Below are 22,397 nucleotides of genomic sequence, written 5' to 3'. Positions count from 1 at the left end.
AGGATCTTCCTCGATGAGCAAAGCGGCACACACTACCCGCGAGACCGGCCAGCAGGCCGAAGACAGCGCCATTACCTGGCTGGAGCGGCAGGGGCTGGTACTGCTGCAACGCAATTTCCGCACGCCGGGCCGGGGTGGAGGTGAAATTGACCTCATTATGCGGTCAGCCGATGGCACGCTGGTGTTTGTCGAGGTGCGCCACCGCGCCAACGCTGTCCATGGCGGTGCCGCGGCCAGCATCACGCACGGCAAGCGCCGTCGCATCATACTGGCGGCGCGCCACTACCTGATGCAGCTGCGTCGTGAACCGGTCTGCCGTTTCGATGCCATGGTCTGCGATGGCCCGTTGCCGGAGCAAGGCGGCCAGTGGCAATGGCTGCAGGCTGCTTTCGATGCCTCCTGAACGTCTGGTTGCAATGTCCGGGCGGGTGAAGGCAGTATGATCCAGACCATGCCCATCCAGGATTCCCCCCACGACCCCCGGCAGGAAGCCATGCTGCGCCAGTTCGCCGAGCACGCCGAGGCCTGCATGCAGACCGCGCGTGAAAACGGCTACCAGCTCGATCTGGCGGCGCAGCTGCTCGCCGATACCGTGGCGCGTGGTGGCCGCATCCTGCTGTGCGGTGCTGGCGACACCGCATTCTGGCCGGCCTATACCGGCTCGCGCCTGAGTGGCGTGCTGGAACGCGAGCGCCCGCCGCTGCCTGCGCTGGTATTGCACCACGATGCCGGCTGGCCGCTGCTGCACCCCGCCAGCACGCCGCAGGCCTTGCCGCCCGACCTGCTCGAACAGCAGCAGCAAGGCATCGCGCAAGCCATCGTGCAGCAATTGCAGCAGCTCGGCCACCCTGATGACGTGCTCTGGCTCTGCAGTGCCGACGAAGCCCAGCCGTTCGCCCAGCAGGCCGTGGCGGTGGCGCAGTCGCGTGACATCCCGGTACTCTGGCTGCATGGCGGCAACAGCGCCATGCCACTGCTGTCCGAACTCGATGTGGACATCCTGCTCGCGCAGCCGCGCGGCCTGCGTCTGCTGGAACAATGCCTGCTCGCCACCCATGTGGTGTGCGATGCCCTGGACCGAACCCTGCTCGGAGAAGAGGAAATCTCATGAACAAGACCACCCATACCGCTGGCCGCTGGCTGCGCGTTTCCGTTCTGGCTGCCGTGCTTGGGAGCACCCTGGCCGCCTGCGTGCCGCTGGTTGTCGGCGGTGCCGCCGGTGCCACCGTGCTGGCACTGGATCGCCGTACTTCCGGTGCCCAGCTGGAAGACCAGGGCATCGAGACGCGCGGCAGCACCCGCATCAACGACGCGCTGCAGCAGCGTGGCCGTGTCTCCGTCACCAGCTACAACCGCGTCATGCTGATCACCGGTCAGGTGCAGGCCGAGGTAGACCGCGAGCTGATCAACGGCGTTGCCACCGGCGTGCCCAATGTGCGTCGCGTCGTCAACGAAGTCATCGTCAACCCGCCCGCCACCCTGAGCCAGCGTTCGGTCGACAGCATGACCACCACCCGCGTCAAGACCGCGCTGGTCAGCGCCCGCTCGCTCGATGCCAATGCGATCAAGGTCACTACCGAACTCGGTACCGTCTTCCTGATGGGTATCGTCACCCAGGACGAGGCAGACCGTGCGGCTGAAGTGGCGCGCAACGTCGGAGGCGTGCTCAAGGTGGTCAAGGTGTTCGAGATCATCAGCCCGAACCAATTGCAGCCGGTCGGTGGCGGCGTGCCGGTCACCAGCACGCCTCCGGCAGGCATGCAGCCGCAGAACGCCGGCAGCACCACACCCTGAACGGCTGGCTGATTACAGCCAGCGCCGCACGCGCTGGCGATAGCGCCTGAACTCCTCGCCAAAGCGTTGCTCCAGAATGCGCTCCTCCGGCCGGATCTGGAAGCGCTGCAGATAAGCCAGCGCCAGCGGAATGCAGGCAAAGGCCAGCGGGTGCGCCAGCCAGCAGGCCCAGCCCAGCAGCGCCAGTGCCATACCCAGGTACATCGGATTGCGCGTGAAGCGGTAGATGCCACCCGTCACCAGCGCCGAGGCCTGCTGGGGCCGCAGCGGGTTGGGCGTAGTCCGTGCCCGCCGAAAGGCCAGCAGGCCGGCCAGTGCCACGCCACCGCCTGCCGCCAGCCAGAGCAGCAGCAGGCCCCAGCGCCAGCTGTCCGGCCAGGACAATTGCCACTGCGGTACGGCACGGGCCAGCAGCCACATCAGCAGCGCACAAGCGGCATCGACCACCGGCGGCGGCACACGGAATTCCAGGGGGTGTTGGCGGATCTGCATGTCGCACATGGTACGACTGTCGCGTCCGGCCTGCGCTGCAGTGCGGCACGATGTTGCCCTTGTGCAAAAAACGCACAACAGTGCTTGACCCTGAGAGACTGCTGTGCAACAATACAAGGCTTCGCATCATTTCGGGTGCGATGTTTGTCTGCCCAACTGCAGCGCAGTGCGCAAGCGCGGCGTGAATGACGGGCCCAAGACTGGCTTTGGGGTGTCGTCAATGGGGCGACACAACCAGGTACAAGTTGGGAAATTAAAAATGATCCAAACAGAATCTCGTCTAGAGGTTGCCGACAACACGGGCGCCAAGTCCGTGCTGTGCATCAAGGTGCTGGGTGGTTCCAAGCGCCGCTATGCAAGCGTCGGTGACATTATCAAGGTCAGCGTGAAAGAAGCTGCTCCGCGTGGTCGCGTCAAGAAAGGCGAGATCTACAGCGCAGTGGTCGTCCGTACCGCCAAGGGTATCCGTCGTCCGGATGGCTCCCTGATCAAATTCGATGGCAACGCCGCCGTGTTGCTGAACAGCAAGCTGGAGCCCATCGGCACCCGCATCTTCGGCCCCGTCACGCGTGAACTGCGTGGCGATCGCTTCATGAAGATCGTGTCCCTGGCTCCCGAAGTCCTGTAAGGAGTAGAACGCATGAACAAGATTCGCAAAGGCGATGAGGTCATCGTCCTCGCCGGCAAGGACAAGGGCAAGCGCGGCACCGTGGCGCTGCGCAAGGATGAGTCGTACCTCGTGGTCGATGGCATCAACATGGTCAAGAAGCATGTCAAGCCGAACCCCATGAAGGGTGAGCAGGGCGGCATCGTGGAAAAGGCCATGCCTATCCACCAGTCCAACGTGGCCATTTTCAACGCGGACACCGGCAAGGGTGATCGCGTAGGCATCAAGACCCTGGAAGACGGCACCAAGGTGCGCGTGTTCAAGTCCAGTGGCGCAGAAATCAAGGTGGCATAAACATGGCACGTTTGCAAGACCAATTCCGCGACAAGGTCGCCCCCGAACTGATCGAAAAGTTCGGCTACAAGTCCCCGATGCAGGTGCCCCGTATCACCAAGATCACCCTGAACATGGGTGTGGGTGAGGCGGTTGCCGACAAGAAGGTCATGGACAACGCCGTTGCTGACCTGGCCAAGATTGCTGGTCAGAAGCCCGTCGTGACCAAGGCCAAGCGCGCCATCGCCGGTTTCAAGATCCGCGAAGGCCAGCCTCTGGGTTGCATGGTCACCCTGCGTGGCGTGCAGATGTACGAATTCCTGGACCGCTTCATCAACATCGCGCTGCCGCGCGTGCGTGACTTCCGTGGTATCTCCGGCCGTTCTTTCGACGGTCGCGGCAACTACAACGTCGGCGTCAAGGAACAGATCATCTTCCCGGAAATCGAATACGACAAGGTGGATGCCCTGCGTGGTCTGAACATCAGCATCACCACGACGGCCAAGACCGACGAAGAGTGCAAGGCACTGCTCGCCGGCTTCCGCTTCCCCTTCAAGAACTGAGGTAAGACATGGCTAAAGTTGCACTTATCCAACGTGAGCAGAAGCGCGCCAAGCTGGTCGCCAAGTTTGCCAAGAAGCACGCCGAACTGAAGGCAATCGCCAACGACGTCAGCAAGTCTGGCGAAGAGCGCGATGCCGCCCGTCTGGCGCTGCAGAAGCTGCCCCGCAATGCCAACCCGACCCGTCAGCGCAACCGTTGCGAACTGACCGGCCGTCCCCGTGGCACGTTCCGTCAATTTGGTCTTGGCCGCGCCAAGATCCGTGAAATCGCCTTCGCCGGTGGCATCCCCGGCGTCACCAAGGCCAGCTGGTAATCGGCAGGAGAACAAGAATGAGCATGAGTGATCCCATTGCCGATCTGTTGACCCGCATCCGTAACGCACAAATGGTCAACAAGGCCAGCGTCCGCGTGCCGTCTTCCAAGGTGAAGGCAGCCATCGCGCAAGTGCTGCAAGATGAAGGCTACATTGACGGTTTTGAAGTCAAGAACGAAGACGGCAAGCCCGTCCTGGAAATCGCCCTGAAGTACTACGCCGGCCGTCCGGTGATCGAGCGTATCGAGCGCGTCAGCCGTCCTGGCCTGCGCGTGTACAAGGGTAGCAAGACCCTGCCCCAGGTCATGAACGGCCTGGGCGTCGCCATCGTCACCACGCCCAAGGGCGTGATGACCGACCGCAAGGCACGTGCTGCCGGCGTCGGTGGCGAAGTGCTGTGCTACGTGGCGTAATCGAAGCGAGGAGAATACAGAATGTCCCGTGTAGGTAAAATGCCCGTTGAAATCCCCCAGGGCGTCGACGTCGTGATCGGCGAAGACCAGATCAGCGTCAAGGGTTCCGGTGGCCAGCTGGCTACCGCTGCCAACCGCCTGGTGAAGATCGAGAACAAGGACGGCAAGCTGTCCTTCGTTCCCGCAGACGACTCCCGTGAAGCCAATGCCATGTCCGGCACCATGCGTCAGCTGGTGAACAACATGGTGAATGGCGTGAGCAAGGGCTTCGAGAAGAAGCTGTCCCTGATCGGCGTGGGCTACAAGGCCTCCGTCCAGGGCAACAAGCTCAACCTGAACGTCGGTTACTCCCACCCCGTGGTCATGGAAATGCCTGAAGGCATTACCGCCGTCACTCCGACTCCTACCGAAGTCGTGATCAAGGGTGCCAACCGCCAGGTTGTCGGTCAGATCGCCGCTGAAGTGCGTGCTACCCGTCCGCCGGAGCCCTACAAGGGCAAGGGTGTGCGTTACGCCGACGAACGCGTGATCATCAAAGAGACCAAGAAGAAATAAGGAACGGCATCATGTTGAACAAGAAAGCACAACGTATTCGCCGTGCGCGCCAGACCCGTATCCGCATTGCAGCGCAGGGCGTTCCGCGCCTGATGGTGAACCGCACCAACCTGCACATGTATGCTGCCGTGATCTCCGGTTGCGGCACCAAGGTGCTGGCTTCTGCCTCCACTGCCGAAGCCGATATCCGCAAGGAACTGGGCGCCGCCGGCAAGGGTGGCAACGTCGCTGCTGCCGCCATGATCGGCAAGCGCATTGCTGAGAAGGCGAAAGCTGCAGGCGTCGAGAAGGTTGCCTTCGATCGCGCAGGCTTTGCCTACCATGGTCGCGTCAAGGCTCTGGCCGACGCAGCCCGTGAAGCTGGCCTGCAGTTCTAAGAGGGATCGAAAATGGCTACAAAAATGCAATCCAAACCGCAAGACGACGCACGCGACGACGGCATGCGCGAGAAGATGATTTCGGTCAACCGCGTGACCAAGGTGGTCAAGGGTGGTCGAATCCTGAGCTTTGCTGCACTGACCGTGGTTGGTGATGGCGACGGTGGCGTCGGCATGGGCAAGGGCAAATCCAAGGAAGTGCCTTCTGCCGTGCAGAAGGCCATGGAAGAAGCTCGTCGCAACCTGGTGAAAGTGTCCCTGAAGAACGGCACCGTGCACCACACCGTGATGGGTCACCACGGCGCAGCCCGCGTGATGGTTTCTCCGGCTCCCAAGGGTACCGGTATCATTGCCGGCGGCCCGATGCGTGCCGTGTTCGAAGTGATGGGTGTGACCGACGTCGTGGCCAAGAGCCATGGCACGTCCAACCCGTACAACATGGTTCGTGCAACCCTGGATGCCCTGCGCAATTCCACGACTCCGGCTGAAGTGGCCGCCAAGCGTGGTCTGAGCGTGGAAGACATCTTCACTGCCTGATGGAGAGAAACATGTCTGACAAGCAAACACTCAAAGTGCAGCTGGTGCGCAGCCCGATCGGCACCAAGCAGTCCCACCGCGACACCGTGCGCGGCCTGGGCCTGCGCAAGCTCAACAGCGTCAGCGAGCTGGAGGATACTCCCGCAGTTCGCGGCATGATCAACAAGATCGCCTATCTGGTGAAAGTTCTGTAAGGACTGACAATGGAACTCAACAACCTCAAACCCGCAGAGGGTTCCAAGCAGGTCAAGCGCCGCGTTGGCCGCGGCATTGGCTCCGGCTTCGGCAAGACTGCTGGTCGTGGTCACAAGGGTCAGAAATCCCGTGCTGGCGGCTACCACAAGGTCGGCTTTGAAGGCGGCCAGATGCCCCTGCAGCGCCGTCTGCCCAAGCGTGGCTTCAAGTCCCATCTGCTGAAGTACAACGCCGAGATCAACCTGACTGAGCTGGATCAACTGGGTCTGGATCAGGTCGACATGCTGGCTCTGAAAGAAGCCGGCCTGGTTGGCCAGCTGATCAAGGTGGTGAAGGTCATCAAGAGTGGTGAACTGACCCGCGCAGTGACGCTGACCGGTATCGGCGCTACCGCCGGTGCCAAGGCTGCCATTGAGGCGGCCGGCGGCAGCGTGGCCTGATTAAGCAAAGCATAGAGAAGGCGCAAAGTGGCGACGAGTCTGTCTAACACGGCCAATGCTCCCAAGTACGGCGACCTGCGTCGTCGTCTGGGCTTCCTGCTGCTGGCTCTGGTGGTCTACCGTATCGGGGCGCATATCCCCGTCCCGGGCATCAATCCCGACCAGCTGCAGCAGCTCTTCAGTGGGCAGCAGGGCGGCATCCTGAACCTGTTCAACATGTTCTCGGGTGGTGCCCTCTCGCGTTTCACCGTGTTTGCGATCGGGATCATGCCGTACATTTCGGCATCGATCATCATGCAGCTGATGACCTATGTGGTGCCGACCTTCATGCAACTCAAGAAAGAGGGGCAGGCAGGTCAGCGCAAGATCACGCAGTACACCCGCTACGGCACACTGGCCCTGGCGATCTTCCAGTCCTTCGGTATCGCGATTGCACTGGAAAGCTCTCCTGGCCTGGTGATCGATCCCGGCATGATGTTCCGGTTGACCACCGTGGTCAGCCTGACCGCCGGTACGCTGTTCCTGATGTGGCTGGGTGAGCAGATCACCGAGCGTGGTCTGGGCAACGGCATCTCGATCATCATCTTCGCTGGTATTGCCGCCGGTCTGCCGGCTGCGATTGCCGGTCTGCTGGAACTGGTCCGTACCAATGCGATGAGCATCATCGTGGCGTTGATCATCCTGGCGGTGGTTGCTGCCGTGACCTACTTCGTGGTATACGTGGAACGTGGACAGCGCAAGATCTTGGTGAACTATGCGCGTCGCCAAGTGGGCAACAAGGTCTATGGTGGCCAGTCGTCCTACCTGCCGCTGAAGCTGAACATGGCTGGCGTGATCCCCCCGATCTTCGCCTCGTCCATCATTCTGCTGCCGGCCACGATCGTGAACTGGTTCAGTGCCGGAGAAAGCATGCGCTGGTTGCGCAACGCCGCATCCGCTCTGGTACCGGGTCAGCCGATCTACATTGCGCTCTATGCTGCTGCGATCATATTCTTCTGCTTCTTCTATACGGGACTGGTTTTCAACAGCCGTGAAACCAGCGACAACCTGAAGAAGAGCGGCGCGTTCATTCCGGGCATTCGTCCGGGCGAGAACACGGCCCGCTACCTGGACAAGGTGCTGTTGCGCCTTACGCTGGTCGGAGCAATCTACATCACCTTCGTGTGTCTGTTGCCCGAATTCCTGATCCTGAAGTACAACGTGCCGTTCTATTTCGGTGGAACATCCTTGCTGATCATTGTGGTCGTCACCATGGACTTCATGGCCCAGGTGCAGAACTACCTGATGACGCAGCAATATGATGCGCTATTGAAGAAGGCGAATTTCAAATCGGTCCGGGAACGTTGACCATGGCCAAAGACGATGTGATCCAGATGCAGGGCGAGGTGGTTGAAAACCTCCCCAACGCCACCTTCAAAGTGAAGCTGGAAAACGGACATATAGTCCTCGGCCACATCTCCGGCAAGATGCGCATGCATTACATCCGCATCCTGCCAGGTGACAAAGTAACCGTCGAATTGACGCCATACGATTTATCCAAAGCGCGCATCGTGTTCCGCGCAAAGTAAGAAAGCATTAGAGGAGAGAAGAATGAAAGTCTCAGCTTCGGTAAAAAAGATTTGCCGTAATTGCAAAGTTATCCGCCGCAAAGGCGTGGTGCGCATCATCTGCACCGACCCCCGTCACAAGCAGCGTCAAGGCTGATCAGAGTTAACAGAGGAATCACATGGCACGTATTGCTGGTATTAACATTCCGCCGCACCAACACGCTGAAATCGGTCTGACGGCGATCTACGGCATTGGTCGTACTCGCGCTCGCCAGATCTGCGAAGCCTGCGGCATCGCCTTCGACAAGAAGATCAAGGAACTGACCGACGCCGATCTGGAAAAGATCCGTGACGAACTGGCCAAGTTCACCCTGGAAGGTGACCTGCGCCGCGAAACCACGATGAACATCAAGCGTCTGATGGACATTGGCTGCTATCGCGGTTTCCGTCATCGTCGTGGCCTGCCGATGCGTGGTCAGCGTACCCGCACCAACGCCCGCACCCGCAAGGGCCCGCGCAAGGCAGCCCAGTCCCTGAAGAAATAATTGAGAGCGTAGAGTCACCATGGCTAAAAATTCCAACAGCGCTGCATCCCGCGTCCGCAAGAAGGTCCGCAAGAACATTGCTGACGGCATCGCACACGTGCACGCTTCCTTCAACAACACCATCATCACCATCACCGATCGTCAGGGCAACGCACTGTCCTGGGCGTCTTCCGGTGGTCAAGGCTTCAAGGGCTCCCGCAAGTCCACGCCGTTCGCAGCCCAGGTCGCTTCCGAAGTGGCTGGCCGCGCGGCTCAGGAACAGGGCATCAAGAACCTGGAAGTCGAAGTGAAGGGTCCCGGTCCGGGCCGCGAATCCTCGATTCGCGCACTGGCTGCACTTGGTATTAAAATCACGTCTATCTCTGACGTGACGCCGGTGCCGCACAACGGCTGCCGTCCCCAGAAGCGTCGTCGCATCTGATCGCGTTTTTTCAACCCAAGCCCACTGCCGCCAACCGTTCATCGTTGTTGGCGGCTCCTGCTTTTTCTTGAAAGCAGTAGTACACACCAAAGGAAAATACTGTGGCACGTTACCTCGGCCCCAAGGCCAAACTCGCACGCCGTGAAGGCACCGACCTGTTCCTGAAGAGCGCCCGTCGCTCCATTGGCGACAAGTGCAAATTCGAAGCCAAGCCCGGCCAGCACGGCCGCACCTCCGGCCAGCGTACCTCTGACTACGGTCTGCAGCTGCGCGAAAAGCAGAAGGTCAAGCGCATGTATGGCGTGCTGGAGCGTCAGTTCCGTCGCTATTTCGCTGAAGCCGAGCGCCGTCGTGGCAACACCGGTACCAACCTGCTGACGCTGCTGGAGTCCCGTCTGGACAACGTGGTGTTCCGCGCCGGTTTCGGTTCCACCCGCGCAGAAGCCCGCCAGCTGGTGTCCCACAAGGCCATCCTGGTGAACGGCCAGCCGGTGAACATCCCCTCCTACATGGTGAAGGTAGGTGACGTGATCTCCGTGCGCGAAAAGTCTGCCAAGCAGGCCCGCGTGATCGAAGCCCTGCAACTGGCAGGCCAGGTTGGCTTCCCGGCATGGGTGGAAGTGAACGCCGACAAGGCTGAAGCAGTGTTCAAGAAGACGCCGGACCGCGACGAGTACGCCGCCGACGTCAACGAATCGCTGATTGTGGAATTGTATTCACGCTAATCCGGAACATGCGGCTTCGGCCGCATTTCCATTGTCTGGTGGCTGTGGCCGCCTGGCACCCGATCTGGTTCCTGACACACCTTGCATCAAGTGTCAGGGGCTTCGCCAGCCTTACCGGTGTAACGAGCCGGGGGTATTGAGAGGAAGTCAGAATGCAAACCAATCTACTGAAACCCAAGAACATCACTGTCGAGCAGCTGGGCGCCAACCGCGCCGAGGTCACCCTCGAACCGTTCGAGCGTGGCTACGGCCATACGCTCGGCAATGCGCTGCGCCGCGTGCTGCTGTCGTCCATGGTGGGCTATGCCCCGACCGAGGTAACGATTGCCGGCGTGCTGCACGAGTACTCCTCCATGGACGGCGTGCAGGAAGACGTGGTCGCGATCCTGCTGAACCTGAAGGGTGTGGTGTTCAAGCTGCACAACCGTGACGAAGTCACGCTGAGCCTGCGCAAGGACAGCGAAGGTCCGGTCACCGCTGCCGACATCCAGATCCCGCACGACGTCGAGATCATCAACCCCGAGCACGTGATCTGTCACCTGTCCCAGGGCGGCAAGATCGACATGCAGATCAAGGTGGAAAAGGGCCGTGGCTACGTGCCCGGCAATATGCGCCACCATCCCGATGATGCCTTCAAGTTCATCGGCCGCATCGTGCTGGACGCATCCTTCTCGCCGGTCAAGCGCGTGAGCTACGCCGTCGAGAGCGCGCGTGTGGAACAGCGTACCGACTTGGACAAGCTGGTCATCGAGATCGAGACCAACGGTGCCATTTCTGCTGAAGATGCCGTCCGTTCTTCTGCCAAGATCCTGGTGGAACAACTGGCCGTGTTTGCCCAGCTGGAAGGCGGCGCACTGGACGTGTTCGACCAGCCTGCTTCCCGCAGTGCTGCCCAGTTTGACCCGGTGCTGCTGCGTCCGGTGGACGAGCTGGAGCTGACCGTGCGTTCTGCCAACTGCCTGAAGGCAGAGAACATCTACTACATCGGCGACCTGATCCAGCGCACCGAAAACGAGCTGCTGAAGACGCCGAACCTGGGCCGCAAGTCCCTCAACGAAATCAAGGAAGTGCTGGCCTCCCGTGGCCTGACCCTGGGCATGAAGCTGGAAAACTGGCCGCCCGCAGGTCTGGAAAAGCGCTGATTTCATCCCTTGCCTGTGCCGCTTCCAGGCGGCGCAGGCTGTTCCGGGCTCCGGCCCAATGTGTGCCCGGGCAGTACCTGATACGGCTGCCCGCTAATAACTGAAAGGAAAGCACCATGCGTCACGGAAAGAAACTCCGTAAACTGAACCGTACCTCGGCCCACCGCCAGGCCATGCTGCGCAACATGATGAACTCGCTGATCGAGCACGAGGCCATCAAGACGACGCTGCCCAAGGCCAAGGAACTGCGCAAGGTCATCGAGCCGATGATCACGCTGGCCAAGGTGGACACGGTTGCCAACAAGCGTCTGGCATTTGACCGCCTGCGTGACCGCGACAGCGTCATGAAGCTGTTCAACGACCTGGGTCCGCGCTTCGCCAAGCGTCCGGGTGGCTACACGCGTATCCTGAAAATGGGCTTCCGCGTGGGCGACAACGCTCCCATGGCCTATGTCGAGCTGGTGGATCGTGCTGAAGCTGTTGCAGAAGAAGCACAAGAATCTGCACAAGCCGAATAAATGGTGTTATACTAAGAGCTTGCCGCGCGATGGAGCAGTCTGGTAGCTCGTTGGGCTCATAACCCAAAGGTCGGAGGTTCAAATCCTCCTCGCGCAACCAGCTTTGAGAAACCCGCATGTTGAAAGACATGCGGGTTTTTTTGTGGTGTTCCCGACATCGGCCGTTTTGCATGCGTTGCTGGGGAATGATCGGCCTGGTCGGGCGATCAGTGTTGCTGGCCAGGCATCTGTGGCAATCCCCCAGTGCACTCGGCTGCGTCCTGTGGTGAAATGCCGGCAGGACAAGCACAGGAGGCGATATGCAGCTGATTGACGCAGGACAGTGGCTGACACTGGCACCGGGCCTGCCCCACTGGCAGTACCAGCCGGCGCGTGGCGGATCCATCTGCCGTGAGCTGCTATTCGATGATTTCGTCCAGGCCTTTTCCTTCATGACGCGGGTGGCATTGCTGGCCGAGCAGCAGGGCCACCATCCGGACTGGTGGAATGCCTATAACCGCGTGCGGATTGCATTGCGCACCCATGATGCTGGCGGACTGTCGAGCAAGGATCTGGCACTGGCGCAGGCGATTGACCGAGCCTATCTGGCGATGGTGGCCTGAAATCCGCTGACCGGGCAAGCTACCGGGCTTTTCTTACACACTGATGCGGCAGCCATGGCCTAGAATGGTCTGAATCCCAAGTCGAAAGGAGGAGACCATGCTGTACAAGTTCAAATCCGCCGCTGCCGGCGATGTCATCATGATGGAAGCCAACGGTAACCAGGTGCTGGAAGCCATCGGTCGCGAACCCGCAGAGCGTGGCGTGATCCAGGCCCAGGCGATGCAGGATGCCATCGACAAGCTCAAGCTGGCTATCCAGGCCTCCCAGGCCAAGGCCAGCCAGCCGCCGGAAGAGCGCGAAGAAGATGACGCAGACGCCAACAGCGATCCGATTCCCTTCCACACCCGGGCCCAGCCCTTCCTGCAGCTGCTGCAGATCAGCCTGGAAGAGGGCAAGGATGTGGTCTGGGGCGTTTGAGCTCGCCACTGCCTGACATTGCAGACAAACCTGTCCTGGTGACAGGTTTTTTTTATGTCTGTAGCCAGACTTTGATCTAGATCAAACTCTTGGGGCATGTGCCTGATCTGTCACGAGTTTGCGCTAGCCTATTGGCGTTGCGTGTGCTGCATCGACTACGTCGTATGGGGGAGACACCCCCTCCAGCGGGGAATACCCGCACGACGGGCAAGGGCGTATGGTTACACCAGTAACAGAACGAAAAGGATCTGCGATGGCTTCCCCAACCTACAAACAGTACGCTGTGCTCACCTCGAGCACCATCTCGTTCACGGTGTGCTTCATGATCTGGATGATGTTTGCCGTACTCGGCATTCCGATCAAGGAGCAGCTGGGCCTGAACGAAACCGAATTCGGCCTGCTGGCGGCAACGCCGGTGCTGTCGGGTTCGCTGATCCGGGTGCCGCTGGGTATCTGGACTGACCGCTACGGCGGCCGCATCGTGCTTTTCGTGCTGATGCTGGCCTGTGTGATCCCGATCTACATGATGCAGTTCGCCACCGAGCTCTGGCAGTTCCTGGTGATCGGCCTGTTTGTCGGTCTGGCCGGCGGCTCCTTCTCGGTGGGTACGCCGTATGTGGCGCGCTGGTTCAACAAGGACAAGCAGGGCCTGGCGATGGGCGTGTTCGGTGCCGGTAACGCCGGTTCTGCCATCAACAAGCTGATTGCCCCGTCTATCATCGTGGCCGCCGGCTGGCAGATGGTTCCCACCGTGTACGCCGTCATCATGCTGGTGACTGCGATCCTGTTCTGGTTCTTCTCCTACCACGATCCCAAGCACCTGGTGTCTTCCAAGGTGTCGCTGGGCCAGCAACTGGCGCTGATGAAGGATCCGGCCGTGCTGCGCTACTGCCAGTACTACTCGGTGGTGTTTGGCGGCTATGTGGCGCTGGCGCTGTGGATGGTGCGCTACTACGTGGGCGAGTATGGTTTCAGCCTGCAGAGCGCAGCCTTTCTGGCGGCCTGCTTCTCGCTGCCGGGCGGCGTGTTGCGCGCCCTGGGCGGCTGGCTGTCCGACAAGTACGGCGCCTACAAGGTGACCTGGGGCGTGATGTGGGTGATCTGGGTGGTGTTCTTCATCCTGTCCTATCCGCAGACCGACTTCGTGATCCAGACTGCCAAGGGTCCGCAGACTTTCCACATTGGCCTGAATGCCACCCTGTTCACCATCCTGCTGTTCGTAGCTGGTGTCGCCATGGCGGTGGGCAAGGCCTCGGTTTTCAAGTTCGTGGCCGATGACTTCCCGACCAACATCGGTGCCGTTTCCGGCGTGGTCGGCCTGGCCGGCGGCCTGGGTGGCTGGCTGCTGCCCATCATGTTCGGCATCCTGCTCGACATGACCGGCATCCGCAGCAGTGCCTTCATGCTGCTGTACGGCACGGTGTGCGTCAGCCTGATCTGGATGCACTTCTCCTTCAAGGCCAAGCGTCCTGCAGCACAGGCAGTCAAGGCCTGATCCCGAACCCCTTTCTCAACCACAAGGGCCGCTCTGGCGGCCCGGGAGAACTCACATGGCATCCTCTCGCGTATTGACCCACTGGGAGCCGGAAGATCCGGCGTTCTGGGAACAGAAGGGTCGCAAGATTGCACGCCGCAATCTGTGGATCTCGATTCCGGCCCTGCTGCTGGCTTTCGCCATCTGGCAGGTCTGGAGTGTCGGCGTGGTGAACCTGCCGAACATCGGTTTCAAGTACACGCCCAACCAGCTGTTCTGGCTGGCGGCGGTACCGGCGCTGTCCGGCGCGACCATGCGCATTTTCTATTCCTTCATGGTGCCGATCTTCGGTGGCCGCCTCTGGACCACGCTGAGCACGGCCAGCCTGCTGATTCCGGCGATCGGCCTGGGCATGGCGGTGCAGAACCCGGACACCAGCTTCTCGACCATGCTGATCCTGGCGCTGCTGTGCGGCTTTGGTGGTGCCAACTTCAGCTCCAGCATGGCCAACATCAGCTTCTTCTTCCCCAAGTCGGAAAAAGGCGGTGCGCTGGGCATGAACGCCGGCCTGGGTAACCTGGGCGTGTCGGCGGTGCAGTTCCTGGTGCCGGTGGTGATCACCTTCGCGCTGTTTGGTGCGCTGGGCGGCGAAGCCCAGACCTGGACCAAGGGTGACCAGACCAAGCAGGTCTGGCTGCAGAACGCCGGTTTTGTCTGGGTGCCGTTCATCATCCTGTCCTCGCTGGCTGCCTGGTTTGGCATGAACGACATCGCCTCGGCCAAGGCCTCCTTTGCCGATCAGGCCATGATTTTCAAGCGCAAGCACAACTGGTTGATGTGCTGGCTGTATACGGGTACCTTCGGTTCCTTCCTGGGCTTTGCGGCCGGTTTCCCGCTGCTGATCAAGAGCCAGTTTGATGGTGTGGATCCGACGCAGTACGCTTTCCTCGGCCCGCTGGTCGGCGCGCTGGCGCGTCCCATCGGTGGCCGCCTGTCCGACAAGCTTGGCGGTGCCAGGGTGACCCAGCTGGTGTTCATCGGCATGATCATTGGCGTGGTCGGAGTGCTGACCTTCTTGCCGCAGAACGGCAAGGGTGGCAACTTCTGGGGTTTCTTTGCCTGTTTCCTGGCGCTGTTTGCGCTGACCGGCATCGGCAATGGCTCTACCTTCATGCAGATCCCGGCCATCTTCGGCAGCCTGCACATGCGCAATGCGCAAGGCAAGGGCGAGGCTGCCATTGAAGCCGCCAGGCTGAGCGCCAACCGCGAATCGGCTGCGGTACTGGGCTTTACCGCCGCGATTGCCGCCTACGGTGGCTTCCTGATCCCCAAGAGCTATGGCACATCCATGGATCTGACCGGCGGTGTGGAAGGGGCGCTATATGCGTTTATCATCTTTTACATCAGCTGTGTATTGATCAACTGGTGGTATTACGCCCGCAAGGGTGCCGAGGCTCCGTGCTGATCGCACGGTGATCGACCACAGCCCTACGCCAAAAGGAGTAGGGCTGGCTCCATCTTCTGGCGATGCGACTGGCAGCCACTGGCGAATGGGGTGAGACAGGGAATTTTCTTAGACTTGAAGAACGGGCCAGGCAAGGATTGTCTCCTTGCCACCCAGGACACATGGAGGCGATATGAGCCACTTTCTCGATCGATTGAAATTCATGAGCAAGGTGAAATCCACCTTCTCGAATGGCCACGGAGCGGTAGTGAAGGAAGACCGCCAGTGGGAAGACGCGTATCGCCAACGCTGGCAGCATGACAAGATCGTGCGCTCGACGCACGGCGTGAACTGCACCGGCTCCTGCAGCTGGAAGGTGTACGTGAAGAATGGCCTGATCACCTGGGAAACCCAGCAGACCGACTACCCGCGCACCCGTGCCGACCTGCCCAACCACGAGCCACGCGGCTGCCCGCGTGGTGCCTCGTACAGCTGGTATGTGTACTCCGCCCAACGCGTGAAGTACCCGATGATGCGCGGCAAGCTGGCGCAGATGTGGCGCGAGGCGCGCAAGAGCATGGACCCGATCACGGCCTGGGAATACATCAGCCAGGATCCGGAGCGCTCCAAGGAATACAAGTCCCGTCGCGGCCAGGGTGGTTTCGTGCGTGCGACCTGGCAGGAAGCCAACGAGATGGTGGCTGCCGCCAACGCCTACACCATCAAGAACTACGGTCCTGACCGCGTGATCGGCTTCTCGCCGATTCCGGCCATGTCGATGGTGAGCTATGCCGCTGGCAGCCGTTACCTGAGCCTGATCGGTGGCGTGCCGCTGTCCTTCTATGACTGGTACTGCGACCTGCCCCCGGCCAGCCCGCAAGTCTGGGGCGAGCAGACCGACGTGGCCGAATCGGCCGACTGGTACAACTCCACTTACCTGATGGTGTGGGGTTCCAACGTGCCGATGACGCGTACCCCCGACGCCCACTTCTACACCGAAGTGCGCTACAAGGGCACCAAGACCGTGGCCGTGTCCAGCGACTTTGGCGAAATGGCCAAGTTCGGCGACATCTGGCTGGCACCCAAGCAGGGTACCGACGCGGCACTGGCGATGGCCATGGGCCACGTGATTTTCAAGGAATTCCACCTCGAGAAGCCGTCTGCCTACTTCACCGACTACATCCGTCGCCTGACCGACATGCCGATGCTGGTGCGCCTGAAGGAAGAGGCCGGCCGTCATGTGCCCGAGTACTTCCTGCGTGCCAGCCACCTGGCTGACAACCTGGGTGAAGACAACAACCCCGACTGGAAGACGCTGCAGATCGACGAGATCAGCGGCGAGATCGTGGCACCGAATGGCTCCATCGGTTTCCGCTGGGGCCAGCCCGAGGGCAAGACCGGCAAGTGGAACCTGGAGCACCGTGACGGCGGCAGCGGCCGCGAAGTGCGCGCCCAACTGTCCCTGCTGGGCCAGCACGACGAAGTCGTCGGCGTCGGTTTCCCGTATTTCGGTGCCGAGCACGACGAACTGGCCGTGCGCAACGTGCCGGCGAAGCGTATCCAGCTGGCCGATGGCAGCAGCGCGCTGGTCGCTACCGTGTTTGACCTGATGGCGGCCAACTACGGTATCGACCGTGGCCTGGGCGGCGGCAACGTGGCATCCAGCTACATGGATGACGTGCCCTACACGCCGGCCTGGCAGCAGAAGCACACTGGCGTCAAGCCCGAGATGGTGATCCAGGTGGCGCGCGAGTTTGCGCAGAACGCCGACCAGACCGAAGGCAAGAGCATGGTCATCGTCGGTGCCGGCCTGAACCACTGGTACCACATGGACATGGCCTACCGCGGCATCATCAACATGCTGATGATGTGCGGCTGTATCGGCCAGAGCGGCGGTGGCTGGTGCCACTACGTGGGCCAGGAAAAGCTGCGTCCGCAAAGCGGCTGGGCGCCGCTGGCCTTTGGTGCCGACTGGAACCGTCCGGCACGCCAGATGAACGGCACCAGCTTCTTCTATGCGCACACCAGCCAGTGGCGCCACGAAAAGCTGGGCGTGAACGAAATCCTGTGCCCGACCGCCGATGGCAGCATGGCCAACATGGCGCTGATCGACTACAACGCCAAGGCCGAGCGCATGGGCTGGCTGCCGTCTGCCCCGCAGCTGACGACCAACCCGCTGGACATCACGCGCCAGGCCGCCGCGGCTGGCCAGGATGCCGTGAGCTACACGGTGGAAGGCCTGAAGAACGGCTCCATCGACATGAGCTGCAACGACCCGGATAACCCGAAGAACTTCCCGCGCAACATGTTCGTGTGGCGTTCCAACATCCTGGGTTCTTCCGGCAAGGGCCACGAGTACTTCCTGAAGTACCTGCTGGGCACGCAGAACGCCGTGATGAGCGACGAGGACAACTGCATCAAGCCGACCGAGATCACCGTGCGCCCGGCGGCTGAAGGCAAGCTGGACCTGCTGGTAGTGCTGGACTTCCGCATGTCCACTACCTGCCTGTACGGCGATATCGTGCTGCCCACGGCGACCTGGTACGAGAAGGACGACCTGAACACGTCCGACATGCACCCGTTCATCCACCCGCTGAGCGAAGCCGTGCAGCCGCTGTGGCAGAGCAAGACCGACTGGGAAATCTACAAGGGTTTTGCCAAGGCGATCAGTGAAGTCGGTGGTGACTACCTGGGCGTGCAGAATGACCTGGTGCTGACCCCGCTGATGCACGACAGCCCGCAGGAGCTGGGCCAGCCGTTTGACCCGCGCGACTGGAAGCACGGCGAGTGCGAGCCGATCCCGGGCAAGACGATGCCGGCGATGACCGTGGTCGAGCGCGACTACAGCCAGATCTACGCCAAGTTCACCTCTATCGGTCCGCTGATGGAAAAGGCCGGCAACGGTGGCAAGGGCATGGCCTGGAAGACCGGTACCGAGATCGAGCAGCTGCGCAAGATGAACAAGGTGGTGCCGGATGGCGTGGCCAAGGGCCAGCCGCGTCTGGATACCGCGATCGACGCGGCCGAGATGATCATGACGCTGGCACCCGAGACCAATGGCCACGTGGCCGTGAAGGCGTGGGCGGCACAGAGCGCCATCACCGGTCGCGATCACACGCACCTGGCGATCCCGCGCGAGCATGACCACATCACCTTCCGCGACATCCAGGCGCAGCCGCGCAAGATCATCTCTTCGCCGATCTGGTCTGGTCTGGAAAGCGAGGAAGTGAGCTACAACGCCGGCTACACCAACGTGCACGAGCTGATCCCGTGGCGCACCATCACCGGTCGCCAGCAGTTCTACCAGGACCACCAGTGGATGCGTGCCTTCGGCGAAGGCCTGTGCGTGTACAAGCCGCCGGTCGACCTGAAGACCACGGCAGCGGTGCACAACCACAAGCCCAACGGCCACAAGGAAATCCTGCTGAACTTCCTGACGCCGCACCAGAAGTGGGGCATCCACAGTACCTATTCCGAGAACCTGCGCATGCTGACGCTGTCGCGTGGCGGTCCGCATATCTGGATCTCCGAGAAGGACGCGAAGGAAGCCAGTCTGGTGGATAACGACTGGGTCGAAGTGTTCAACGTCAACGGTACGCTGACGGCGCGTGTGGTGGTAAGCCAGCGCATTCCGCAGGGCATGACGCTGATGTACCACGCCCAGGAGAAGATCGTGAACGTGCCTGGCGCCGAAATGAGCGGCAAGCGCGGCGGTATCCACAACTCCGTGACGCGTGCGGTGACCAAGCCGACGCACATGATTGGTGGCTATGCCCAGTTGGCCTATGGCTTCAACTACTACGGCACCGTGGGTTGCAACCGCGATGAGTTCATCGTGATGCGCAAGATGAAGAACGTGGACTGGATGGACCAGCCCTTGTCCAAGTAAGGCCAGCGCGGGCGGCAGTGGCCGCCCGCTCACCAAGATCTCAGGAGATACACAATGAAAATCAGAGCCCAAATCGGCATGGTGCTCAACCTGGACAAGTGCATTGGTTGCCACACCTGCTCGGTGACCTGCAAGAACGTCTGGACCAGCCGCGACGGCGTGGAATACGCCTGGTTCAACAACGTGGAAACCAAGCCCGGCATTGGCTACCCCAAGAACTGGGAAGACCAGGAGCAGTGGAAGGGCGGCTGGGAGCTGGATGGATCCGGCAAGCTGCGTCCCAAGCAGGGCGGCCAGCTGAAGATCCTGTCCAACATCTTTGCCAACCCCAATCTGCCGCAGATCGACGAGTACTACGAGCCGTTCACCTACGACTACGAGCACCTGCAGAATGCGCCCGAGATGCCGACACCGCCGACCGCACGTCCGGTATCGGTGCTGACCGGCAAGAAGATGGACAAGATCGAATGGGGCCCGAACTGGGAAGATGACCTGGGCGGCGAATTCGAGAAGCGTGCCAAGGACGCCCTGTTCGAAGGCATCCAGAAGGAGATGTACTCGGCTTTCGAGAACACCTTCATGATGTACCTGCCGCGCCTGTGCGAGCACTGCCTGAACCCGACCTGCGTGGCATCCTGCCCGTCCGGCTCGATCTACAAGCGTGAAGATGACGGCATCGTGCTGATCGACCAGGACAAGTGCCGCGGCTGGCGCATGTGCATCAGCGGCTGCCCGTACAAGAAGATCTATTACAACTGGACCAGCGGCAAGGCCGAGAAGTGCATTTTCTGCTATCCGCGTATCGAAGCTGGTCAGCCGACGATCTGTTCCGAGACCTGCGTGGGCCGTATCCGCTATCTGGGCGTGCTGCTGTATGACGCCGACAAGATCGAGGAAGCCGCCAGCGTGGAGGATCCGCAAAGCCTGTACGAAGCGCAACTGGGCGTGTTCCTGGACCCGAACAACCCGGCCGTGATCGAGGAAGCCCGCAAGCAGGGCATCCCGGAAGCCTGGCTGGATGCTGCCAAGAAGTCGCCGGTCTACAAGATGGCGATGGAATGGAAGGTGGCCTTCCCGCTGCACCCGGAATACCGCACCATGCCGATGGTCTGGTACATCCCGCCGCTGTCCCCGATCCAGTCCGCCATGGAAAACGGCCTGATCGGCGAAAACGGCATCATCCCGGATGTCAAGGATCTGCGTATCCCGATCCAGTACCTGGCCAACCTGCTGACCGCGGGCAAGGAAGAGCCGGTGGTGAAGGCACTCGAAACCATGGTCGCCATGCGCCGCTACATGCGCAAGAAGAGCGTGGAGAAGGTCACCGATCCGAGCACGCTCAACGGCACGCACCTGACGCCGGAGCAGGTCGAGGAGATGTACCAGATCATGGCCATCGCCAACTACGAAGACCGCTTCGTGATCCCCTCCACGCACAAGGAGCTGGTGGAAAACACCTTCGAAGAGAAGGCTGCTTGCGGTTTCACTTTTGGCAACGGCTGCTCGACCGGCACCAGCAACGAAAGCCTGTTTGGCCGCAAGAAGGCAACGCCCATCGTGTTCCACGAGATGCGTCGCGACTTGCAGTCCAATCGCGAGAAGTAAGGAGGCCTGAACCATGAATACCATGCATTTCCAGGCCATGTCGGCACTGCTGTGCTATCCCGAGCAGGAGCTGATCCAGGCCCTGCCCGAGATCCGCACGGTACTGTCGGCGCAGCCTGAACTGCTGCAGCAGATCGAGCCGCTGCTGACCCATCTGGGCAGCGGCGACATGATCGCCCTGCAGGAAAACTATGTGGCAACTTTCGACCGCAACCCGGCGCACTCGCTGCACCTGTTCGAGCACATCCATGGCGAGGACCGTGCGCGCGGCCAGGCCATGGTCGACCTGATGGAAGAGTACAAGACCCACGGCTTCGAGATGGTCAGCGAGGAGCTGCCCGACTACGTGCCGCTGTTTCTGGAATTCCTGTCGCAGTGCGAGCCCGAGGTGGCTACGCCCTTGCTGGGTGATGCCGTGCACGTGCTCAACCACGTGGCCGTCAAGCTGGCCGAGAGCAACTCGCCGTATGCCGGCGTGCTGCAGGCGGCAGTCAGCCTGTCTCCGGTAACGCCCGAACCGCTGGTGACCCCGCCTGTGCGTGACATGGACGAGGCCATGGAAACTTTTGGTCCGGGCGTGGACGGCATTGAGCCGCTGCTCAAGCCGACTTCGGCTGTGGCCCCCATCAACTTCTACCGCCAGACGCCGCAGCCGGCCTGACCGCAAGGAGAAACCTCATGAGCTATCTGCACCAATTCGTATTCGGAATCTATCCGTACATTGCGCTGACCGTGTTCCTTCTCGGCAGCCTGATCCGCTTCGACCGCGAGCAGTATTCGTGGAAGTCGGAGTCCAGCCAGACGCTGTACACGGGCAATCTGCGCGTGGCCAACATCCTGTTCCACGTTGGCATCCTGGGTCTGTTCTTCGGTCACCTGTTCGGCTTGCTGACGCCGATGATCGTCTGGGAGACGCTGGGCATCAGCCACGGCCAGAAGCAGGTCTTCGCCATCGTGATGGGCGGTATCTTCGGTGTCATGTGTTTGATTGGCGTGCTGATGCTGCTGGCCCGTCGTTTCGGCAACGAGCGTCTGGCGGCCAATACCACCTGGCGCGACAAGCTGGTCATGATCTGGATCCTGATCACGCTGCTGCTGGGCCTGTCCACCATCTTCGTGTCGCTGGGTCACCTGGACGGCCATGAAATGGTGACGCTGATGTCCTGGGCGCAGCATATCGTGACCTTCCGTGGCGGTGCTGCTGACTTCATCGTCAACGCCTCCTGGGTGTTCAAGCTGCACCTGTTCATGGGCATGACGCTGTTCGTGATCTTCCCGTTTACCCGCCTGGTGCACGTGTGGAGTGGCTTTGCCAGCGTGACCTATCTGGGTCGTGCATGGCAGCTGGTGCGTCCGCGCCGTGTCTGATCAGCCCTGATGCTGACAGGAGAACCGTCTTCGGGCGGTTTTTCCGGCACATCGCAGTATAGAATCGTATATAGCGAAA

General features: G+C 61.0%; 30 protein-coding genes and 1 tRNA gene. 30 read left to right on the top strand and 1 reads right to left on the bottom strand.

What is annotated here, in order from left to right; translation table 11 throughout:
• Positions 1-13: 13 nt before the first annotated feature.
• The 3 genes from V1261_RS00955 to V1261_RS00945 are packed head-to-tail and all read left to right on the top strand — an operon-like array spanning position 14 to position 1,794.
• Positions 14-403 (top strand): YraN family protein, encoded by a 390-nt coding sequence (locus V1261_RS00955; RefSeq protein ID WP_329769493.1) that lies wholly within the window; start codon positions 14-16, stop codon positions 401-403.
• Positions 404-451: 48 nt separating this feature from the next.
• On the top strand, positions 452-1,111 hold the full coding sequence (locus V1261_RS00950; protein ID WP_329769491.1) for an SIS domain-containing protein: 660 nt from the start codon (positions 452-454) through the stop codon (positions 1,109-1,111).
• Positions 1,108-1,794 carry a BON domain-containing protein gene (locus tag V1261_RS00945; protein ID WP_329769489.1) on the top strand — a complete coding sequence of 229 codons (687 nt, stop codon included), beginning with the start codon at positions 1,108-1,110 and terminating at the stop codon, positions 1,792-1,794. The genes V1261_RS00950 and V1261_RS00945 overlap by 4 nt, the downstream gene beginning before the upstream one ends.
• Positions 1,795-1,806: 12 nt before the next feature.
• Here V1261_RS00945 and V1261_RS00940 read toward each other — a convergent pair whose 3' ends face one another.
• Positions 1,807-2,286: a methyltransferase family protein gene (locus tag V1261_RS00940; protein ID WP_329769487.1), complete on the bottom strand. Its 480-nt coding sequence runs from the start codon at positions 2,284-2,286 to the stop codon at positions 1,807-1,809.
• 259 nt (positions 2,287-2,545) lie between these two features.
• Between V1261_RS00940 and rplN the strand changes: the two genes are divergently transcribed.
• The 27 genes from rplN to narI all read left to right on the top strand — a co-directional run bounded on the left by rplN (position 2,546) and on the right by narI (position 22,318).
• Positions 2,546-2,914, top strand: coding sequence for a 50S ribosomal protein L14 (gene rplN, locus V1261_RS00935; RefSeq protein WP_018714628.1), 369 nt, complete (start codon positions 2,546-2,548; stop codon positions 2,912-2,914).
• Between the two features lie 12 nt (positions 2,915-2,926).
• Positions 2,927-3,247 carry a 50S ribosomal protein L24 gene (rplX, locus tag V1261_RS00930; RefSeq protein ID WP_329769484.1) on the top strand — a complete coding sequence of 107 codons (321 nt, stop codon included), beginning with the start codon at positions 2,927-2,929 and terminating at the stop codon, positions 3,245-3,247.
• 2 nt (positions 3,248-3,249) lie between these two features.
• Positions 3,250-3,789, top strand: a complete 540-nt coding sequence (gene rplE / locus V1261_RS00925; protein ID WP_329769483.1) for a 50S ribosomal protein L5 — start codon at positions 3,250-3,252, stop codon at positions 3,787-3,789.
• A gap of 8 nt (positions 3,790-3,797) precedes the next feature.
• Complete coding sequence (gene rpsN / locus V1261_RS00920) at positions 3,798-4,103, top strand: 30S ribosomal protein S14 (protein WP_329769481.1); 306 nt, start codon at positions 3,798-3,800, stop codon at positions 4,101-4,103.
• A gap of 17 nt (positions 4,104-4,120) precedes the next feature.
• Positions 4,121-4,516, top strand: a complete 396-nt coding sequence (rpsH, locus tag V1261_RS00915) for a 30S ribosomal protein S8 (protein WP_329769480.1) — start codon at positions 4,121-4,123, stop codon at positions 4,514-4,516.
• 21 nt (positions 4,517-4,537) lie between these two features.
• Positions 4,538-5,071, top strand: coding sequence for a 50S ribosomal protein L6 (gene rplF / locus V1261_RS00910; protein ID WP_329769479.1), 534 nt, complete (start codon positions 4,538-4,540; stop codon positions 5,069-5,071).
• An 11-nt stretch (positions 5,072-5,082) separates the two neighbouring features.
• Positions 5,083-5,448 (top strand): 50S ribosomal protein L18, encoded by a 366-nt coding sequence (rplR, locus tag V1261_RS00905; RefSeq protein ID WP_018714622.1) that lies wholly within the window; start codon positions 5,083-5,085, stop codon positions 5,446-5,448.
• A gap of 12 nt (positions 5,449-5,460) precedes the next feature.
• Positions 5,461-5,985, top strand: a complete 525-nt coding sequence (gene rpsE / locus V1261_RS00900; protein WP_405197993.1) for a 30S ribosomal protein S5 — start codon at positions 5,461-5,463, stop codon at positions 5,983-5,985.
• An 11-nt stretch (positions 5,986-5,996) separates the two neighbouring features.
• Entirely contained in the window at positions 5,997-6,179 is a 183-nt protein-coding gene (gene rpmD / locus V1261_RS00895) for a 50S ribosomal protein L30 (RefSeq protein ID WP_329769475.1), read from the top strand.
• Positions 6,180-6,188: 9 nt separating this feature from the next.
• Positions 6,189-6,620, top strand: coding sequence for a 50S ribosomal protein L15 (gene rplO, locus V1261_RS00890; protein WP_329769474.1), 432 nt, complete (start codon positions 6,189-6,191; stop codon positions 6,618-6,620).
• Positions 6,621-6,647: 27 nt separating this feature from the next.
• The gene (secY, locus tag V1261_RS00885; RefSeq protein ID WP_329769473.1) at positions 6,648-7,967 is read left to right on the top strand and encodes a preprotein translocase subunit SecY; all 1,320 of its coding nucleotides are present in this window, start codon (positions 6,648-6,650) and stop codon (positions 7,965-7,967) included.
• Between the two features lie 2 nt (positions 7,968-7,969).
• A complete protein-coding gene (gene infA, locus V1261_RS00880; protein ID WP_018714617.1) occupies positions 7,970-8,188 on the top strand; it encodes a translation initiation factor IF-1 in 219 nt (72 codons plus the stop codon).
• A gap of 22 nt (positions 8,189-8,210) precedes the next feature.
• The gene (gene rpmJ / locus V1261_RS00875; RefSeq protein WP_076342701.1) at positions 8,211-8,324 is read left to right on the top strand and encodes a 50S ribosomal protein L36; all 114 of its coding nucleotides are present in this window, start codon (positions 8,211-8,213) and stop codon (positions 8,322-8,324) included.
• Between the two features lie 22 nt (positions 8,325-8,346).
• On the top strand, positions 8,347-8,712 hold the full coding sequence (gene rpsM / locus V1261_RS00870) for a 30S ribosomal protein S13 (RefSeq protein WP_329769469.1): 366 nt from the start codon (positions 8,347-8,349) through the stop codon (positions 8,710-8,712).
• A gap of 19 nt (positions 8,713-8,731) precedes the next feature.
• On the top strand, positions 8,732-9,133 hold the full coding sequence (gene rpsK, locus V1261_RS00865; RefSeq protein WP_018714615.1) for a 30S ribosomal protein S11: 402 nt from the start codon (positions 8,732-8,734) through the stop codon (positions 9,131-9,133).
• 101 nt (positions 9,134-9,234) lie between these two features.
• Positions 9,235-9,858: a 30S ribosomal protein S4 gene (gene rpsD, locus V1261_RS00860; protein WP_329769467.1), complete on the top strand. Its 624-nt coding sequence runs from the start codon at positions 9,235-9,237 to the stop codon at positions 9,856-9,858.
• A gap of 152 nt (positions 9,859-10,010) precedes the next feature.
• Entirely contained in the window at positions 10,011-11,000 is a 990-nt protein-coding gene (locus tag V1261_RS00855; protein ID WP_329769466.1) for a DNA-directed RNA polymerase subunit alpha, read from the top strand.
• 116 nt (positions 11,001-11,116) lie between these two features.
• Complete coding sequence (rplQ, locus tag V1261_RS00850) at positions 11,117-11,518, top strand: 50S ribosomal protein L17 (protein ID WP_329769464.1); 402 nt, start codon at positions 11,117-11,119, stop codon at positions 11,516-11,518.
• A 23-nt stretch (positions 11,519-11,541) separates the two neighbouring features.
• Positions 11,542-11,618: transfer RNA gene (locus V1261_RS00845), tRNA-Met, on the top strand.
• Between the two features lie 199 nt (positions 11,619-11,817).
• Complete coding sequence (locus tag V1261_RS00840) at positions 11,818-12,120, top strand: 4a-hydroxytetrahydrobiopterin dehydratase (protein WP_329769462.1); 303 nt, start codon at positions 11,818-11,820, stop codon at positions 12,118-12,120.
• Positions 12,121-12,217: 97 nt separating this feature from the next.
• Positions 12,218-12,538: a DUF1840 domain-containing protein gene (locus V1261_RS00835; RefSeq protein ID WP_329769460.1), complete on the top strand. Its 321-nt coding sequence runs from the start codon at positions 12,218-12,220 to the stop codon at positions 12,536-12,538.
• A 253-nt stretch (positions 12,539-12,791) separates the two neighbouring features.
• The gene (locus V1261_RS00830) at positions 12,792-14,033 is read left to right on the top strand and encodes an MFS transporter (RefSeq protein ID WP_329769459.1); all 1,242 of its coding nucleotides are present in this window, start codon (positions 12,792-12,794) and stop codon (positions 14,031-14,033) included.
• Positions 14,034-14,088: 55 nt separating this feature from the next.
• Positions 14,089-15,477, top strand: coding sequence for a NarK family nitrate/nitrite MFS transporter (locus V1261_RS00825; RefSeq protein ID WP_329769458.1), 1,389 nt, complete (start codon positions 14,089-14,091; stop codon positions 15,475-15,477).
• 172 nt (positions 15,478-15,649) lie between these two features.
• Positions 15,650-19,345, top strand: a complete 3,696-nt coding sequence (locus V1261_RS00820; protein ID WP_329769457.1) for a nitrate reductase subunit alpha — start codon at positions 15,650-15,652, stop codon at positions 19,343-19,345.
• Between the two features lie 54 nt (positions 19,346-19,399).
• Complete coding sequence (gene narH / locus V1261_RS00815; RefSeq protein ID WP_329769455.1) at positions 19,400-20,950, top strand: nitrate reductase subunit beta; 1,551 nt, start codon at positions 19,400-19,402, stop codon at positions 20,948-20,950.
• Between the two features lie 13 nt (positions 20,951-20,963).
• Complete coding sequence (gene narJ, locus V1261_RS00810) at positions 20,964-21,611, top strand: nitrate reductase molybdenum cofactor assembly chaperone (protein ID WP_329769453.1); 648 nt, start codon at positions 20,964-20,966, stop codon at positions 21,609-21,611.
• A 17-nt stretch (positions 21,612-21,628) separates the two neighbouring features.
• Positions 21,629-22,318, top strand: coding sequence for a respiratory nitrate reductase subunit gamma (gene narI / locus V1261_RS00805; RefSeq protein WP_329769451.1), 690 nt, complete (start codon positions 21,629-21,631; stop codon positions 22,316-22,318).
• Positions 22,319-22,397: the final 79 nt, after the last annotated feature.

The organism is Brachymonas sp. J145 (genome assembly GCF_036312245.1).
Lineage (GTDB): Bacteria > Pseudomonadota > Gammaproteobacteria > Burkholderiales > Burkholderiaceae_C > Brachymonas > Brachymonas wangyanguii.
This window is presented reverse-complemented; position numbering and strand designations above follow the sequence as displayed.